11 protein-coding genes are annotated in these 15,969 nt (G+C 63.5%); 6 read left to right on the forward strand and 5 right to left on the reverse strand.

Annotated features, from left to right (window positions below; translation table 11 throughout):
* Nucleotides 1-128: 128 nt before the first annotated feature.
* Entirely contained in the window at nt 129-446 is a 318-nt protein-coding gene (locus AX724_RS03595) for a hypothetical protein (protein WP_066763759.1), read from the reverse strand.
* Between the two features lie 313 nt (nt 447-759).
* On the opposite strand from AX724_RS03595, the gene AX724_RS03600 reads away from it, so the two are divergent.
* From AX724_RS03600 to AX724_RS03625, 6 genes are all read left to right on the forward strand, one after another.
* Complete coding sequence (locus tag AX724_RS03600; protein ID WP_066763761.1) at nt 760-4,137, forward strand: polysaccharide deacetylase family protein; 3,378 nt, start codon at nt 760-762, stop codon at nt 4,135-4,137.
* Nucleotides 4,134-4,862, forward strand: a complete 729-nt coding sequence (locus AX724_RS03605) for an AcvB/VirJ family lysyl-phosphatidylglycerol hydrolase (RefSeq protein WP_066763647.1) — start codon at nt 4,134-4,136, stop codon at nt 4,860-4,862. The genes AX724_RS03600 and AX724_RS03605 overlap by 4 nt, the downstream gene beginning before the upstream one ends.
* A 5-nt stretch (nt 4,863-4,867) precedes the next feature.
* Nucleotides 4,868-7,477, forward strand: a complete 2,610-nt coding sequence (gene mprF, locus AX724_RS03610) for a bifunctional lysylphosphatidylglycerol flippase/synthetase MprF (RefSeq protein ID WP_066763762.1) — start codon at nt 4,868-4,870, stop codon at nt 7,475-7,477.
* Nucleotides 7,474-8,157: a winged helix-turn-helix domain-containing protein gene (locus AX724_RS03615; RefSeq protein WP_066763650.1), complete on the forward strand. Its 684-nt coding sequence runs from the start codon at nt 7,474-7,476 to the stop codon at nt 8,155-8,157. Before mprF ends, AX724_RS03615 begins: the two co-directional genes overlap by 4 nt.
* Nucleotides 8,158-8,163: 6 nt before the next feature.
* Nucleotides 8,164-9,543: a sensor histidine kinase gene (locus tag AX724_RS03620; protein WP_231736458.1), complete on the forward strand. Its 1,380-nt coding sequence runs from the start codon at nt 8,164-8,166 to the stop codon at nt 9,541-9,543.
* A gap of 120 nt (nt 9,544-9,663) precedes the next feature.
* Nucleotides 9,664-10,236: a hypothetical protein gene (locus AX724_RS03625; protein WP_066763652.1), complete on the forward strand. Its 573-nt coding sequence runs from the start codon at nt 9,664-9,666 to the stop codon at nt 10,234-10,236.
* A gap of 12 nt (nt 10,237-10,248) precedes the next feature.
* On the opposite strand, the gene AX724_RS03630 is transcribed toward AX724_RS03625, so the two are convergent.
* Genes AX724_RS03630 through AX724_RS03645 form a run of 4 tightly spaced genes read right to left on the reverse strand, consistent with a single transcriptional unit; the run spans nt 10,249 to nt 15,883 of the window.
* On the reverse strand, nt 10,249-10,512 hold the full coding sequence (locus AX724_RS03630; RefSeq protein ID WP_066763765.1) for a hypothetical protein: 264 nt from the start codon (nt 10,510-10,512) through the stop codon (nt 10,249-10,251).
* Between the two features lie 32 nt (nt 10,513-10,544).
* Entirely contained in the window at nt 10,545-11,225 is a 681-nt protein-coding gene (locus tag AX724_RS03635) for a DUF4197 domain-containing protein (RefSeq protein ID WP_197421460.1), read from the reverse strand.
* Between the two features lie 54 nt (nt 11,226-11,279).
* Complete coding sequence (locus tag AX724_RS03640; RefSeq protein ID WP_066763766.1) at nt 11,280-12,689, reverse strand: efflux transporter outer membrane subunit; 1,410 nt, start codon at nt 12,687-12,689, stop codon at nt 11,280-11,282.
* An 11-nt stretch (nt 12,690-12,700) separates the two neighbouring features.
* On the reverse strand, nt 12,701-15,883 hold the full coding sequence (locus AX724_RS03645) for an efflux RND transporter permease subunit (RefSeq protein ID WP_066763660.1): 3,183 nt from the start codon (nt 15,881-15,883) through the stop codon (nt 12,701-12,703).
* Nucleotides 15,884-15,969: the final 86 nt, after the last annotated feature.

The raw sequence follows: 15,969 nt of genomic DNA on the forward strand, positions 1-15,969 counted from the left end.
GTCGGTGATCAGCCCTCTAAGCCCACCCACCGAGTCGGTCAACTCCCATTTTCAAAATTTCTGGCCGAGACTGAAATCATGATGGGCTGATCCCGCCAACGCGCGGAAACACGCGCCTTTCCACATGATCAAGCACCCAGCAGCGCCAGAGCTTCGATCTGGGCGCGGTTGAAACCCAGGGCCGACAGCGCGGGAACATGGCGTTCGGCAAGGCGGTGCGACCGCCCTGTCTCACATAGGAAATCTCTGATGGAAGCAAGATCGGGCACCGGCGCGGCGCCGGTTTCGTCGAGACGACTCGTGATGGCGGTCGAACGCCCCACCCGCGGCCAGAGGGAAGTGGAGTTGCGCGTTTCGGCGCATCCGCAATCCGCCACCGCAACCAGCGCCGATTTGACATCCCGCCATTCGGCTTGGGTGAGATGGGGTGTCGCTATGTCGAGCATGATCGCCTCCTTGATGGTCTCCCCCATATAATGGCAACGATAAATGGGAGACATTGGGATAAAATCGCTCTCGATGTTCCATTAATTCGAAAAGCGTCCCGTCCTCTGCCTCATGCTGCGCGCCTATACGCAAGCGGACAGACACGCGACGGTTCGCCGCGAAGGAACATGAAGAAACCGTAACATCCCGCTCACCCTCCCGTGAAGGGCCTGCTCCTAACAGGGACGAGGCGGCCATCTCCCTGGTCGCAAGAAAGAGAGGCGGTGCGTTCCTGTCATGCACCGCCTTTCCATATTCGCAGGGGCAAGGCAGATGCAGAAACCGGTTTTTTACGACGCAAGCGGACGACGCAAGCGCATCACCCTGCCCCTCCTCTTCGTCCTGCTGCTCTCGATCCTTCTGGCGGCGATCGCCTTTGCGGCGACGATCGTCAATGTGCCCGTACCACCTGCCGTGCCGCTCAGCATGGAGCACCCCCATAGCGAGGGCCTGGGCCAGAAGATCGGCAGATTGAGCGCCAAGCTGCGCGCCGACGTCGCCAAATGGCTGCCGCAACATGCGTCTCCCTGGCCCGCCCATCCGGTCACCATGGCTTTCTATGTCCCGTGGGACGATGCGAGCCGGGCGTCGTTGCGGCAGCATGTCGGCAAAATCGACTGGGTCGCGCCCGCGCTGCTGTCCGTGACGGGTAGCGCGCATGATCTGCATGTCACAGCCGATCCTGTTTTTCAGTCCATCATCCGAACAGCAGGGCACCGTCCCCACATCCTGCCGGTGGTGCAGAATGTCGCCGATGGCGCGTGGGATGGGGATGGGACGGCGACCCTGCTCAACAGCAGGCAAGCGAGAACCGCCTTCCTGACGGCTTTACTGCCGCACCTCAAATCCCTGCATGCGGCAGGCGTGATGTTTGATTTCGAGTCGCTGCCGCCCCAGGCGCAGGCGGATTATCTCGCCTTTTTGAGAGAGGCCGCGCCGGTCCTCCATGCCCGACATCTGTCGCTTGCCCTGACCGTGCCGGTCGATGACCCGCGCTGGGATCTGCGCCGGTATGGCGCTGTCGCGGACAGGCTGATCCTGATGGATTACGACCAGCATTATATCGGAGACCATGCAGGGCCGATCGCTGCACAGCCCTGGTTCGTGCAACGGCTGCGCGCCGCCATGCGAATCGTTCCGGCGTCGAAGCTGATCGTCGCGATCGGAAACTATGCCTATGACTGGACGGAAGGCGGTGGAGCGGCCGATACGCTCTCCATCGAGGACGCCTGGCTCTCCGCGCATGATTCCGGTGCGAACATCCGTTTCGATCCCGTGTCCGGCAATGCCACGTTCGACTATCAGGAGGACGGGCGGGTTCACCATGTGTGGATGCTGGACGCGGCAAGCGGTTGCAACCAGATCCGCGCGGCGCAACTGGCCGGAACAGGCGGGATAGCGCTATGGCGCCTCGGGTCGGAAGATCCCGGCTTCTGGTCGGCATTGAAAGCGCGCAATGACCAGATGCCGCCTGATCTATCTCGACTGACGAGCTACAACTCGGTCGATATCGAGGGCAATGGCGAAATTCTGCGGATCAATGACGTGCCGACCGCCGGGCATCGCACAATTTCGACGGGGTCGGGCCCCGCAAGAGGGCTGATCGTAAACGAGCGTTTCAGCAGCCTGCCCACGCCCTATGTGATCGGCCGCACCGGATACAAGCCGCACGACGTCGCGCTCACCTTCGACGACGGTCCAGATCCGGTATGGACGCCCCCAATATTGGACATATTGAAGAAAGCCAACGTTCCCGCGACCTTCTTCGTCATCGGCGAGAATGCGATGCTGCACCCTGCCCTGCTGCGCCGGATCGTCGCGCAGGGAAGCGAAATCGGCAACCACAGCTATACCCACCCCAATCTGGCGCAGGTCTGGGATAAGGGCGTGGCGCTGGAACTGAACAGCACGCAGCGGCTGGTCGAAGCCTATACAGGGCGCGCCATGCGGCTGTTCCGTGCGCCCTATTTTGGCGACGCGGAACCCACGACCGCCGAAGAAATCAATCCTGCGCGGCTCGCCCAGATGGCAGGGTACATCAATGTCGGCCTGCACGTCGATCCAGGCGACTGGACGCGGCCGGGCGTGGACGCGATCGTGCGTCGCACAGTCGCGCAAGTGGAAGCGGGCAACGCGGAGAGATCCGCGCAGATCGTCCTGCTGCATGACAGCGGCGGCGACCGGGCGCAAACCGTCGCCGCCTTGCCGAGGATCATCCAGGCGCTGAAGGCCCGCGGCTATCATTTCGTACCGGTGTCTTCGCTGGCGAACCTGTCGCGCGATCAGGTCATGCCACGGATAAGCGGGGCGGACCTTGTGGCGGTGCGCATCGACGTTGCCATCTTCCTGTTTCTGGCCGCCATCAGCATCAGCCTCAAGTGGCTGTTCTTCGCCGTCATCCTGCTCGGGATCGGGCGCGCCGTGACGCTGGCAGCTCTCGCGCTGCTCAGCCGGTCGCGGCGCAACCGTGTCACACCGCCCGACATCACGCCGGGCACATGCGTTTCGGTGATCATCCCCGCCTTCAACGAAGCGAAGGTGATCGAGGCATCGGTCCGTCGCGTGCTGGACAGCCAGGATGTCCTTCTTGAAGTGATCGTCGTCGATGACGGGTCCACCGACGCGACCAGCGCGATTGTCGCGCAAGCCTTCGCCGGCGATGATCGCGTGCGGCTGCTCACCCTTGCTAACGGTGGGAAGGCGGTCGCGCTCAACCACGCCCTCAAGCTGACCAACGCGCCCATCGTGATCGCGCTCGACGCTGACACGCAGTTCGAGCCGCTTACCATAGCCCGACTGGCACGCTGGTTCGCGGACCCGTCCGTGGGCGCCGTAGCGGGCAACGCAATGGTCGGCAACCGCGTCAACCTTGTCACCCGCTGGCAAGCGGTCGAATATGTGACTGCGCAGAATCTGGAGCGGCGCGCCCTGGCCCGCTTTGGGGCGATCACCGTTGTGCCGGGCGCGGTAGGCGCATGGCGAAGGTCCGCGTTGACCGCAGTCGGCGGCTATCCGGTGGATACGCTGGCGGAGGATCAGGACCTCACCATTGCCGTGCAACGCGCGGGGTGGACCGTCGCATATGATACCGAAGCGGTGGCATGGACGGAAGCGCCGGAAAGTTTCCGCGCCCTGGCGAAACAGCGGTTCCGCTGGGCCTATGGCACATTGCAATGCCTCTGGAAGCATCGCGACCTCTTGCGCAGTCGCAAACCGGCGGGCCTGGCCTGGGTCGGACTACCGCAAGCCTGGCTGTTCCAGATCGGCTTCGCCCTCGTTTCGCCCATCATCGACCTTGCGCTCCTGATCAGCGCTGCCGACACAGCGGTGCGCATCCACCAACATGGCTGGGCGCAGACCCAAAGCGACGTGCTGCGCATGGCCGCCTATTGGATCGCCTTTACGATGATAGATATCATGTGCGGGGCGGTCGCCTATCGGCTGGAACCGCGGGAGCGGCGCTATCCGGCTCTGCTGCTGGTCGCGCAGCGCTTCGTCTATCGGCAGATCATGTACGGAGTGGTCATCCGCGCGGTCAGCACGGCCATTCTGGGTCCATGGGTCGGGTGGGGGAAACTTGAGCGAAGCGGCCGGGTGCAATCGAGCGAGGCTCTCCCTGTTTCCGAAGGCAAAAGGATGGAACACGCATGACCCGCGCCAACGCCGCCATCTGCTTCGTCCTGGTCGGCTTCCTGCTGGCGATGTGGCATCTAGGCTATATCGGCGGGCCGCTGTTCGACGTTCGGTTGGCCGAACATGGCGCCGTGTCCAAGCGACCCCACGCCGTTGCTCTGTATCTGTCCGGAGACATGGGATTCCACGCGGGCCTTGGCCCCAAAATCGCGGAAGACCTTGCCCAGAAGGATGTCACGGTCGTCGGCGAAAACAGCCTTTTCTTCTTCCGGACGCGTCGCACGCCGGAGGAAACGGGAGCCATGATCGCGCAAGGCCTGCGCCGCGCCATGGCGGTCGCCCCGGGCGCGCAGTTGGTCCTCATCGGCCAGTCCTTCGGCGCCGACGTGGTCGCGCCTTCCCTCCCCTATGTGCCCTTGGCGCTGCGCAGGCATATCGCGCTTGTCGCACTGATCGTGCCGGGCGCGACCCGGCAATGGCGGGCGTCGCCATCCGAAATATTCTCTTTCACGGAACCGGAAGAGGATGCGGTGACGGCCGGGCGCAAATTGAGCTGGGTTCCGGTGCTCTGCATCTATGGCAAGGAAGAGGCAGCTAGCCTCTGCCCCGCCCTGCGGCAGGCCAATGCCGTGCGGCTGATGCTGCCGGGCGCCCACTCCCTCAATCACGACCCGGCGCTTGTCAGCAGGGCCCTCCTCCACGCCATCGATCGTACGATCGATCGGCACAGCGGCAAGGCATGATCGCCATGAATATGAGCCACGCCTTGCAAAGGCACCGATCCTGGTTCGCGATTCCTGCGATGCTGCTGATCGCGGCACTCGGAATAGCCGCGCTCGATCATCTCGTGGCCGACGTGCGGTGGAGCGATGTTCGTGCAGCGCTTGGGGCGCTCCCGCCGATCACGATCGCAAAGGCGCTTTTGTTCACGATCCTGAGCTATTTGGCGCTGACCTTCTACGATTATCTTGCCCTGCGCATCGTGGGTCGCCCCAAACGCTGGTCCATCGCGGCTCTTGCGTCCTTCTGCAGCTACACGCTGAGCCACAATCTGGGCCTTGCGCTGCTCACCGGCGGGTCGGCACGCATGCGGATCTACGGGGCGGCCGGCCTGACGAGCGGCGACGTCGCCAGGGTGATTGCGTCGGCCAGCCTGGCTTTCTGGGGTGGCGTGGTCATGCTTGCCGCCGCTTCGCTCGCGATCGGCCCGACGAGCATCGGCATGGGCGCGATGGGCATGGCGCTTCCGCTTCAACGGGCCGTGGGCTGGATACTGCTGGCGGCAGGAGCCGCGTCGATCGCCGCTCTGGGCCCGCGCGCGAGACAGATCGGGCTTTTCGGATGGACGCTGACCCTTCCCAACAGGGTGCAGGCGCTGGCTCAGCTTGGCCTGGCGGCAATCGATCTGATACTGGCTTCGGCCGCCCTTTTCATCCTGATGCCGCATCTGCCCTGGTCGCTCTACCCCTTGTTCTTCCTTAGCTATGTGCTGGCGATCATCGTCGCGCTGCTCAGTCATGTGCCCGGCGGACTGGGCGTGTTCGAGGCGGTGATCATCGCGCTCTTGCCTCAGGTCGATCGGCCCGCGCTGCTTACCGCGCTGATTGCATACAGGCTGGTTTATTATCTCCTGCCGCTCCTCGTCGCCCTTTGCCTCATCGCGCGGCATGAAAGCGTCATCTGGCAAAAGCCCGCGGGAAAGGTCCGCGAATTCGCGACGACCACCGGGCACATGCTTGCGCCCTTCCTTCTTTCCGCCGTCGTCGCGGCGGGCGGCGCGATCCTCCTTGCGTCAGGATCATTGCCGGCGCTGCCAGACCGGTTCCATGCCGTTTCCCGGCTGGTGCCGATGCCGTTCGTGGAAGCGTCGCATCTTGCGGCGAGCATCATCGGCGCCATGCTCGTGTTGCTTGCGTCCGGCCTCTATCGCCGTCTGGATGGCGCATTCTGGCTGACCAGATTGCTGCTGATCGCGGGCGCCTTCTTCTCGATACTGAAGGGGCTGGATTATGAGGAGGCGACCGTGCTGCTGCTCATTGCGGCCGTGCTGCAGGCCTGCCATGGCGCATTCTATCGGAAGACGAGCCTCACGTCTGCGATGTTGACGCCAGCCTGGGTCGGCGCGCTAGGCATCGCTGTCGCCTTGTCCGTGTGGATCGGCTTCATGGCTTATCGCCATGTCGAATATCAGAATGATTTATGGTGGCAGTTTGGCCGCCATCAGGATGCATCCCGTTTTCTGCGCGCTGCGCTGGCGGCCGGCGTCATCACCATTGCCGCTGCGATCTGGACGCTGCTCAGGCCAGCCGGGGCGGGACTTGGGTACCGATCTGACATAAGGCCGAGCGACGCCGCGATGCAGCTGGCAACAAGGACCGACGCCTGCCTTGCACTGACGGGAGACAAGCTGTTCGAAATATCGCCATCCGGCCGCGCCTTCCTGATGTATCAGGTGCAGGGCCATAGCTGGATCGTGATGGGAGATCCGGTCGGCGATCCCGCCGAATGGCCAGACCTGCTCTGGCGCATGCGGGAACGGGCGGATGCCGCCCAGGGCCGGCTCCTGCTCTATCAGATAAGCTTCGCCCTGCTGCCACTCGCCATCGACCTTGGTCTGTCGATCCTCAAATATGGCGAGGAAGCCCGGGTCGATCTCTCCCGTTTCACCCTTGAAGGCCCGGCGGCCAGGCCCTTGCGCCATGCCATGCGGCGGGTCGCCCGCGAAGGCGCGGTGTTCGAAATCGTGACCGCGGATCGCGTCGCCGACCTTCTTCCCGAGCTTCGCGCCATATCCGATGAATGGCTTGCTGAAAAAGCCACGACGGAAAAGAGCTTCAGCATCGGGCGGTTCGATCCCGACTATCTGGTCAAGTTGGATTGCGCGCTTGTTCGGTGCAACGGAGAGATCGTCGCTTTCGCCAATATATGGGCCACGACGGACCGCAAGGAGTTGTCCGTCGATCTGATGCGGCACCGCGCCAGCTCTCCGCCCGGAGTCATGGATTTCATCTTCATTCACCTGATCCTTTGGGGGCAGGAGCAAGGATTCGACTGGTTCACGCTGGGTCTGGCGCCTTTGGCGGGGCTGGAAGCGCGCCGGCTATCGCCGCTATGGGTGAAAGCTGCAGCCCTTCTTTATCGTCACGGCAACGCATTATATGGATTTGGCGGGCTGCGCGCCTATAAGGCCAAGTTCGCTCCGGTCTGGGAGCCGCGTTTCATTGCGGGACCGCAAGGCCTCTCCCTGGCGCGGGCGACATTGGACCTGCAGCGGCTTATCGGTGGCGGTCGCGGCAGCGCAGCGTCAAGGATGCGTAACGCGGCCATCCCGACAGGAAAAAGGGCGACGGAATCATGAGCCACAAGCTGCTGCTGGTCGAAGACGATGCGACGACGGCAGACTATATCGTCCAGGGATTGATCGAGGAAGGTTTCACCGTGGACCGGGCGGACAATGGCCGCGATGGCTTGTTCCTCGCCACCGAAGCCGTGCATGACGCCATCATATTGGATCGCATGCTGCCTGGGATGGATGGCCTGGCCGTGCTGGCCGCATTACGTGCCGCGCAGATTTTCACGCCGGTGATCCTGTTGTCGGCGCTCGCCACCGCAGACGAGCGCGTAAAGGGCCTGACGGCCGGATCAGACGATTATCTGACAAAGCCCTTCGCCTTCGCCGAATTGCTCGCGCGACTGCAGATCATTTTGCGGCGAGGCAGCCACCCCACACGGGAAACCCGGCTGTCCTGCGGCGATGTCGACATGGATCTTCTGTCCCGGACGGTGAAACGGGGCACCCGCGCGATCGACCTTCAGCCTCGGGAGTTTCGTTTACTGGAATATCTGCTGCGGCATAAGGATGAGGTCGTCACCCGCACCATGCTGCTCGAAGGCGTGTGGGATTATCATTTCGATCCTGGCACCAATGTCATCGACGTGCATATCAGCCGCTTGCGGCGCAAGATCGATGAGGAAGGCGAGCCTCCGCTCATCCACACCGTTCGCGGCGCGGGCTATCGGCTGGGGCGGCAGGACTGATCGTCCATGCGCTGGCGTCATAGCGTTATATGGCGATTTGCCGCCCTTGTCTTCCTGATGCAGATCGCCTGCGTCATGCTGGCGCTCGGTGCCGTGCATCAGTTCACCAGCCGGTCCGTCAACCAGGCCAGCCGCGAAGTGGCGGTATCCCTGCGCGACGACATCGCCGCCACCTATGCCGCCGCTGGCCTGAAAGCGGCGGCGGCGGCGGTACGGTTCCGAATTGCCACGGACCCCGCCAAAAGTTCGGTGATATTGTTGCTGGATCCCCGCGGGCAGCGGATTGCCGGGAACCTGAGTGGATGGCCGGCAGGTGTGGGACTGTCCGAAAGCTGGCGGCATGTCGATCTGCGGCGCAGCAAACAACAGGATCGCGAACCCCAGACGATGGGCATCGTGACGACCCGCTTTCCCGACGGCACGCAGCTTCTGACAGGACATGTCGTCGAAAATGATCTCCGCTTCGGCGGATATCTGGAGGCGTCCCTTGTCGGAGCCGTTCTTCTTGCCATACCGTTGGCAGGCTGCGCCGCTTTCGTCTCCGCCGCCATCATCAAGGGACGGCTGCGATCGGTCATCGAAGCGGCCGGCGCGGTGGGCAGCGGCGATATGGAGCGCAGGATAAAGCCGACGGGCAGCGGCGACATGTTCGATGCGTTGAGCGAAGAAATCAACGCCATGCTCGACCGGATCACGTCCCTGATGAACGAGATGCGGCTGGTCACCGATGGGCTTGCCCACGATCTGCGCTCTCCCCTCACCCGTATGCGCGCCGTGCTAGACAACGCGATGCGGCACAGCAAGGACGAGGAATCCACCGCCGCCCTCGAGAAGGCGCTGGAGGAAGGCGACACGTTGCTGCGCATGCTGGATGCGGCCTTGCTCATAAGCCGAGCGGAAGCCGGCATCGGACGGGACAGTTTCACTCCGGTGGATGTCGGTTCGCTCCTCCAGGACTTCCAGGAGATGTACGACGTGCTGGCCGAAGACCAGGGCGTGGTCATCGAGGTGAACGCGCCCGCCGGATTGATGGTGCGATCGCATCGGGAAATCTTCGGACAAGTATTGTCCAACCTGATTGACAACGCTCTTAAATATGGGGGCAACCGCATCCTGCTGTCCGCGCGGCGGCAGGATGGCTGGGTAGAGATCAGGGTGACCGACAACGGACCGGGTATTGCCGAGGATCACCGGCAGGAGGCTTTGCGCCGCTTTGCCCGACTGGATTCTTCGAGGCATATTTCGGGTGCGGGGCTTGGCCTGTCGCTCGCCGCCGCCGTCGCTCATCTCCACGGCGGCACGTTGACGTTGGGGGACGCAGCGCCCGGCTTGTCTGTGTCGCTGACACTTCCTGCAATGGCGGACGAACCCGGCATATCCACGTGACAGGTGCTTCAAGTTTCTCCTGTGACACTTTGCCGGTTGGCAAAGTGTCACGCGTGACAAAGCGTCATGGCGCCGAAAAGGGGGATTCACAGGGGCCGGATATTATGCTTGATTCACGATATGTTTCACGCGCCTTCCCATTGCTCATCGGCCAGTGGCGACATGGCCCAGTTGCTAGACATGCTTGCGCAAAGTTGCTCGCGCCCCCGTTACGCCTTCATGCTTTTGACGTTGATCGCCGACGTGGCCCGCCCGGACGGAAGCGCAGGGCCGGTCGTGAGGCATGAAGGCAACCTCATACCGCTGCGGGACTGGCTTTGCGATGCGCTTACACCCATGGCCCATCGCGATCCCCGTCGGATCGCCCTGGTCGAGCGGGTGCGTGACGACATGCGCAAGGCCGGTCAGTTGACCAACGACCCGGGTCGGGACGATCCATTGATCCAGGAAGAGGTGCTGATCCGCGCGCGGGCATCGGGGAAGACCAATTTGAGCCGGGCAGCTTCGGAACTTGTAAGAGCCGGGCTTTTGAAGCGCCACTATCAGGGCTATCGCGTCGATCACCTCAATCGCGGGGCGCAGCGGCAGGCCGTATATACGTTGATGGGGCGCGCCAAAGCATTGATGCCCATGACGACGGCCCGCGCCGTCCCCACCCGTGCGCCTCGCCAAGGCGAGTTGTTCGCCTCCTGAGCGAGGCGATCATCAATGCGTTTCGAGCTTCAGCCTCTCGGCAAGAGCTTCGATCTCTTCCGGGTCGAGCAACCATGTGCGCGTCTTGCGACCTTCCCGGTGGACGGGCTGCGTCAACACTATGCGCGCCTGTGCCTTGGCATGGGGCTTGTACAGGCCGAAATGCACGGCGCAGTCGCGGATGGTGCCGATCAAGGGCGGCTTGCCATCAAGATCGATCATCGTGGCAGGCTGATCCCACGGAATAGCGGCAATGCCGGGAAACTTCTGTTGCATGTCGGCATGGACACCATGGCCGGCCGCATAAATCAAGGGCCTCGCCCCAACAAGGCGATCAAAACCGGGTCGCCCGTGGCCCGAGGATCGCGCCGGATTTCCGCTTCTTCCCGGCCGATGGCGCGGAAGATCGCGTCGCCCATCTGTCCCGAAACCGCGTCGGCCAGCGCCGCGACATCCCTGCCGGAACCGGCGGACAAAGCAGCTGAGAGCATTTCAAAGATGTCCGAACGCAAGGCGCGCGCCATGCCCGGCATTATCGCTTCGATCAGCGATCCCCGCGTTTCTCTGGCAAGCAGGTCCGTCGCGGCGGTCGGTCCTCCGTGCAGCACACCCAGTGCGTCGGCAAATGTCATGCGCCGGATGGAGTCCGTGACGATCGGCGCGGCGGTCGATGCCAGATCCACCGCCACATCATTCAGCAGAATGGCCACCCGCTCCCGCACGGCGCGCGTGCGCAACAGAGCGGATAAAATGGCGCCACCCCGATCGCCGGCATCCTGCGGTGGCATTATTCGGGTTAATTGATCGTCGTAGAAGCCGCCCGGCTCGGTCAATCGGGCAAAGGCGCGCTCGGTAGATAGCAGAAGGAGGCGGCGAACACCCTCCTCGACCGAATAACCGCCCGTCGTCGTGGCGCAGCCGGCGAGCGGAAGCGCCAGCAGCCCGACGATCATCCCGCGCCTGCCCGGCCTCTGAATGTCTCCACCCATCATCACCTCCTATTCGAGGCTATGGGGCGGACAGGCTTGCCCATCGCTGAACGATCAGGTTGCGCCGTGCCATCCTCCGCCCAGCGCCCGGAATAGATCCACCTGCGCGAAGGAGACAGCCCGGCTGGCGGTGGCGAGTTCGGCTTCAGCGCCCGCGAGCGTGCGTTGCGCGTCGAGCACCGTCAGGAAATCGATCTGGCCTTCGCGCTGCCTCGCCAGGCTGATCCGTGCTGCCCTTGCCGCCTCGTCCCGCGCGGCGCCCAGCGTCCGCATGCGATCGATGGCATGCGCATAGGTTGAAAGGGCACGCTCCGTTTCTTCCAGCGCCTGCAAGATGGTGCCGTCAAATGCGGCGAGCGAAGCGGCGCTGTCCGCCTTTGTCGCGCCTATCCTGGCGCGGATCGCCTCCTGGTTTGGGAAGGCCCAGCTGATCAGCGGTCCCAACAGCCAGTTCAGCGGGCCGCCACCGAACAGATTGCCCCCGCCCAGAGCCGTGCTGCCGACCGACCCGCCCAAGCTGATGCGCGGATAGAGGTCGGCGGTCGCGACGCCGATCCTGGCCGTATCGGCCGCCAGTCGCCGTTCGGCCGCGCGCACATCAGGCCGGCGCGAGAGCAGCGCCTGCCCGTCGCCCACCGGGATAGGCTGCGACAATTGTGGCGTGCGGACAGCCGCGCGAACGGCGTCGGGCAATTGCTGTGGGGTACGGCCCGTGAGCGTCGCCAATCGGAAAAGCGCGGCATCCCTGTCCGCCTGGAAAGAGGGGATAGCGGCCTTCTGCTGATCGCGCAGGGCGGCGACGCGAATGACGTCAAGCCTGTCGGAGCGCCCCGCGTCGAACCGGGCACTGGTGATCCTGAGTGACTGGTCAAGCAGATGCACCGTCCGTTCGGCCACCGCCAGTCGTTCCGCCGTCGCCGTCACATCCAGATAGGCTCTCACCGTATCGGCGATAACGGCCACCCGGACCCCGTCCGCATCGGCCTGCGCCGCGCCAAGATCGCCACGCGCTGCCTCCACGCCGCGCCTGACCCGACCGAACAGGTCGACTTCGTAGGAAAGGTCGACGCCAGCGTCGAAAATCCAGTTCTCGCGATCGACCCCCGGCAGCGAGCGGATCGTGGATGTGCGGCTATAGCTTTCGGACACATCCAGATTGGTCTGCGGCAATCGGTCGGATTTAGCGCCTCGCAGCGACGCCCGCGCCCTTTCGATGCGCGCCACGGCTTGCCGGATGTCCGTGTTGGCGGCGAGCGCATCGTCCACCAACTGGTCGAGCAACGGGTCGTGATAGAGCGCCCACCACCGTTCTTGTGCCGGATTTGCCGACAAGGCGGGATTGGCTGCTCCCATGAACGGAGCCGCCGCCAGAGGAGGAGGTGCAGGCGCCTTATAATCCGGCCCGGCGGCGCAAGCGGTCAGTGCACTGGCGCCAAGAAGAAGGGCGGTTAAGTGACGGATCATGATCATGTTCCTTATTCCGCAGGCTGGAGCGTTGCGTCGCCAGCCTTGTCCTTGCGCCGGGCGAAGCGATCGCCCAGCGCGCGGCACACGACATAGAATGTGGGCGTGAAGAGCAGGCCGAAGGCGGTGACGCCCGCCATCCCGAAGAAGACCGCTGTTCCCAGCGCCTGCCGCAACTCCGCCCCTGCGCCCTTCGCGATCACCAGCGGCACTGCGCCAAGAATGAAGGCGAAGCTGGTCATGAGGATCGGGCGGAGCCGGGTCTGCGCCGCCTGAACCGCCGCATCGATCGGCGACAAGCCCTGTTCTTCTTCCGCCTGCTTTGCGAATTCGACGACCAGAATGGCATTCTTGGCAGCAAGCGCGATCAGCACGACAAGGCCGATCTGGGTCAGGATATTATTGTCCATCCCCCGCAGGTTGACGCCCAGCATCGCGGCAAAGAGGCACATGGGCACGATCAGAATGATCGACAGCGGCAACGTGAGGCTCTCATACTGCGCCGCCAGCACCAGGAAGACGAAGAACACCGCCATGCCGAAGACCAATCCGGCCGTGTTGCCGGCGATCTTCTGCTGATACGCCACCGCCGTCCACTCCGCGCCATAGCCGGCCGGCGCAGCGGCGGCGAGCTTCTCCATCGTGGTCAGCGACTGTCCGGACGAATAGCCAGGGGCCGTATCGCCGTCGATCTCGACCGCAGGCAGCAGGTTGTAGCGTACCACGCGATAGGGGCCGGTCTTGTCCTTGAAGGTGGAGACGGAACCGATCGGAACCATCTGCCCGCTGTTGGAGCGGGTTTTCAGGTTCGCGATGTCAGCCACCGTCCCGCGATGATCGGCATCGGCCTGCGCGGTGACACGATAGGTGCGCCCCAGCAGGTTGAAGTCGTTGACGAAGGACGAACCCAGATAGACCTGCATCGCTTCGAATATCCGCTCTGGCGGAACGCCCAGGAGATCGGCTTTGCGGCGATCCACATCGGCATAAACGCGTGGCGTGCCCACGTCGAACAGCGTGTAGACCATTGCCAGTCCCGGCGTCTGGTTCGCCTTGCCGATCAGTTCGCCCGCCACCTTGTTAAGCTCGGCGTAGCCGCGGTCCTCGCGATCCTCGAGCATGATCCGATAGCCGCCGGCAGATCCGATACCCTGGATCAAGGGCGGGGGGATGAGCAGGATGCGGGCCTTGTCGTAGCCTGCGACGGCCTTGTTGGCCTCGGCCATGATGCCGGCATAGGTGGCGCCCTCCTCCTTGCGCTCGGCAAAGCTCTTGAACGGGAAGTAGATCGCGGCGCTGTTGGGCGCTTGCGTCTGGGACGGCCCGTGGAAGCCGGCGAACATCACTGCTCCGCGCAGCCCCTTGATCGGCAGAATCCTGGCGGCGACCTCGCGCGTTACCTTGTCGGTCCGCTCAAGCGACGCACCCGGCGGCAGCTGCACGACGGCCAGGAAATATCCCTGGTCCTGGGCTGGAATGAAACCGCCAGGCGTCGCCCAGAAGAGTGCGGCAGTCGCGGCGATCAACCCGGCATAGGTCAGCAGCATCTTCTTGGGCCGCGCCACGAGGAAACGCGTAAGGCGGCCATAGTTCATGCTCAGGCGGTCGAAGCCGCGATTGAACATGTCGACAGCTATGCCAAGCTTCTGCCGCCAGACCGGGTCGCCGCTACGATCGCGGTGACCATGTTTGGATTTCAGGAGCAAGGCCGCCGCAGCCGGCGAGAGCGTCAGCGACAGGATGAGCGAGATGATCGTTGCGGTCGATATGGTCACCGCAAACTGCTGATAAAAGGCGCCGGAAATGCCGGTGATGAACAGCGTCGGCACGAAGACGGCGCACAGCACCAGGACGATCGCCACCAGCGCGGTCGATACCTCGTCCATAGAGGTGCGCGCCGCCTCCAGAGGACTCATGCCATTTTCTATGTTGCGTTCGACATTCTCCACCACGACGATGGCGTCGTCGACGACGATGCCGATCGCCAGGACCAGGCCAAAGAGCGACAGGTTGTTGAGCGAATAGCCGAGGGCGGCCAGCATGGTGGCAGTGCCGATCAGCGAAACGGGGATGGCGATGATCGGGATGATCGCCGCGCGCCAGTTCTGGAGAAACACCAGGATGACCAGGACCACCAGCAGAACCGCCTCGATCAACGTCTGATAAACGGCGTCGATCGACTGGCTGATGAACTCGGTCGGGTTGTAGATGACGCTATACTCAAGCCCTTTGGGGAAGCGATTGGACAGCGTGTCCATTTCCGCCTTCACCTTTTCCGCCGCGTCGAGCGCGTTGGAGCCGGGGCGCTGCATAACGGCGATGACCACCGTGGGCTTGTTCGACAGATAGGTGTTGATGCCGTAATCCTGCGCGCCCAGCTCCACCCGCGCCACGTCGCTCACGCGGACCTGTCGGCCATCGGCGTCGGTGCGGATCACGATGTTGGCAAATTGGCGAGGCTCGGTCAGGCGCCCTTGCATCTCGACGCCAAGTTGGAAGGCTTCCCCGCGATCATATGGGGGCTGGCCGATGGAACCAGCAGACACCTGAACATTCTGGGCACGCAGCGCCTGGACAATCTCGCCCGCGGTCAGATCGAGCGCAGCCGCGCGATCCGGGTCGATCCAGATGCGCATGGCATAGTCACGCGACCCGAACAGCTGCACGTCGCCCACGCCATCCAGCCGGGCGAGACGGTCGCGCACCTGCGTCAGCGCATAGTTGGACAGATAGTTGCGGTCGAACGTGCCATCGGGCGACTGTAGATTGACGACCATGAGGAATTCGGGCGTCGTCTTGCGCGTGACGACGCCGAGACGCTGAACTTCTTCGGGCAGGCGGGGAACGGCCACCGCGACCCTGTTCTGGACCAGAACCTGCGCGGCATCGAGGTCGGTGCCGATCTTGAAGGTCACCGTGATGAGGACCTTGCCGTCGCCCGTCGACTGGCTGCTCTGGTAGAGCATGTCATCGACGCCGTTGATCTCCTGCTCGATCGGCGCGGCGACCGTCGAGGCAACGGTTTCCGCCGACGCTCCGGGATATTGCGCCGCGACGGTCACGGTCGGCGGCACGATGTCGGGATATTGGCTGACGGGCAGCCCGATGAAGGCCAGAGCACCCACAACGGTGATCACGACCGCGATCACGGCCGCAAAGATGGGCCGGTCGATGAAGAAACGGGAGAAACGCATCGGATCGTCCTTTGCGAGCAAAAACCGGCCGTACGATCCGGAAAACCGGATCGCAGACAGTCACATTGCAGTTGCGGGTCGAATGA

It is taken from the genome of Sphingobium sp. CCH11-B1, assembly GCF_001556865.1.
Classification (GTDB): Bacteria; Pseudomonadota; Alphaproteobacteria; order Sphingomonadales; family Sphingomonadaceae; genus Sphingobium.